The sequence below is a fragment of the Pseudogemmobacter bohemicus genome, assembly GCF_003290025.1.
Taxonomy (GTDB): domain Bacteria; phylum Pseudomonadota; class Alphaproteobacteria; order Rhodobacterales; family Rhodobacteraceae; genus Pseudogemmobacter; species Pseudogemmobacter bohemicus.
On sequence record NZ_QNHG01000005.1, the window covers coordinates 106,176 to 108,299 of the forward strand.

General features: G+C 60.7%; 3 protein-coding genes. All 3 read right to left on the bottom strand.

What is annotated here, in order from left to right; genetic code table 11:
- On the bottom strand, nt 1-428 hold a 428-nt coding region (locus DRF71_RS28235), incomplete at its 3' end, for an ABC transporter permease subunit (RefSeq protein ID WP_232831652.1).
- A gap of 61 nt (nt 429-489) precedes the next feature.
- Nucleotides 490-1,233 (bottom strand): amino acid ABC transporter permease, encoded by a 744-nt coding sequence (locus DRF71_RS22850; RefSeq protein WP_112312897.1) that lies wholly within the window; start codon nt 1,231-1,233, stop codon nt 490-492.
- A gap of 128 nt (nt 1,234-1,361) precedes the next feature.
- Complete coding sequence (locus DRF71_RS22855; RefSeq protein WP_232831653.1) at nt 1,362-2,093, bottom strand: transporter substrate-binding domain-containing protein; 732 nt, start codon at nt 2,091-2,093, stop codon at nt 1,362-1,364.
- Nucleotides 2,094-2,124 lie beyond the last annotated feature (31 nt).

Below are 2,124 nucleotides of genomic sequence, written 5' to 3' on the forward strand. Positions count from 1 at the left end.
CCGGGAAACGGCACTGTGATGCCGAAAATCGTGACCTGGAAGGGGATCAGCAGGATCGAGTAGAACAGCAGGACCAGCCAGGGCGAGTTGCGGAAGAACTGCGTGACCAGCCAGGCCACCTTGCGCACCGGCATCAGCGGCGAGACCTGCAGAATGCCAAGCACCACGCCCAGAACCGTCCCGATCAGCATCGACAGAACCGAAATCAGCACATTATAGGCAAAGCCCTGCCCCAGCAGCGGCGTCCATTTCAGCAGGACCGAAAAGACAGACGCCTGGCCGGAGGCCGCATCCTGCGCCCAGGCCGCGCCGATCAGGCTGGCGGCCAGCCCGGCAAAGAGCAGCACCATCGAGACCGGGTTGAACAACAGCTCGCGCCAGTTCAGCGCCGGTGCCGCATAGGCGCGGCGCGGCAAAAGCACATCCATATGACCAGGGCGCCGCAGGGCAGGATCGCGAGCAGGTTCAGGGATCGGAGGCAACCACATATCAGACTCCATATCCCGGGATGCGCAGGGATTTTTCCCAGCGACCCATGATCCAGACCAGCACGGCGACCAGCAGAATGTAAGTCAGCAGAAGCACGGTCATCATCTCGCGGACATTCAGCTGCTCGGACCAGATCTGCGCCGCCGAATACAGGAGTTCGGGCACCGCAATCGCATAGGCCAGCGTGGTGGTTTTCACGAGATTGACGAGGTTCGTGCCCAGAGACGGCAGCGAGATGCGCAGCGCCAGCGGCAAAACCACATAGATATAGGTCTGGAACCGCGTGAAACCGAGCGCCTCTGACGCCTCGATGGTCGAGTTCGGCACCGCGTCGATGCCAGAGCGGAAAATCTCGGTATTCAGTGCCCCGGCAAAAAGCGACAGCGAAATCACCGCCCAGCTGAAGGCCGAAATCATCGGCACGCTGATCCCGGCGTCATTTTGCACCCGCAGGATAGAGCCAAGCGCGAAGAAGAAGAAATAAAGCTGCACCAGCGGCGGCGTATTGCGGAAGAAGGTCACGAACAGACCCACCGGCAGCCGCAAAAGCCTGGATTGCGAGCCCTGCGCCCAGGCCCCCACCACGCCCACCAGCAGCGAGAACAGGATCGACAGGACGGAAAGCTTGACCGTCATCCAGAGCCCGCTGAAGAATTGCGCGCGGTCCCAGGCGTCATAGCCGATTGTCAGATTGATACCCTGGCTCTGACGCAGCCACTGGAAAAACGTCTCGACTGTTTCCACCGAACCCTCCGGGAAACGGGCCGGCCCGGCAAAGCGGACCGGCCTGATCTGGATGCGTTACCTCAGCTTCTCGTGCTGCTCTTCCAGGAAGGGGCTGGCGGCGATGCCGTTCGCTGCATTGGCCTCGATCAGGAAGCCGGTCTTGTGCCAGTCGGTGATGATCTCGCTGATCTTCTGGCCATAGGGGCCGTCCAGTTCTGCAAGCGGCACGGCAATTGCCCAGGGCTGCAGCTGCTCGGTGACAAAGGGCATCTCGTAATCGGCCCAGACCGTCTCGGAGGCCAGCTGGCTCTCGATCCAGGATTGTCATAGATCAGACCCACACAGCTGCCATTGGTCAGCGCGGCAGTGGCCTCAGGCACGCCCGCAAAGGCCAGGATATTGGTTTTGTATTTCTGGGTGGTTTCGCGGATGTAATAGCTGCCCTGGATGGCGCAAAGATCCTTGCCCTCCAGATCTGTCCATTCTTTCAGCCCGTTCGCCTTTGGGGCCAGCACATTGGCGCCGCCGGCATAGTAGTTCGGCTCGACCATCCCCACCACTTCGCGGCGTTGCGGGTTGTCACCAAGCGTTGCGATGATCAGGTCGATCCGGCCCTGTTGCAGGAACTCCATCCGGTTCGAGGCCACGACCGGCACCAGTTCAACCTCGACGCCAAGGCGGCTGGCGATGTCCTTTGCAAGGTCGATTTCCAGCCCGACAATATTACCGCTGGCATCCAGGTAACCCCAGGGCCGGTAGTCGTTCTTGACCCCGACGACGATCTTCCCTGCCGCTGTGATTTTGTCGAGCGTATCGGCCGAGGCGAGCCCGGTGCTGGCAAGCAGCGCGCCGAGAGTGAGCTTGAGAATGGCTTTCATTCGTTGTCTCCCATTGGATATATCACTGATA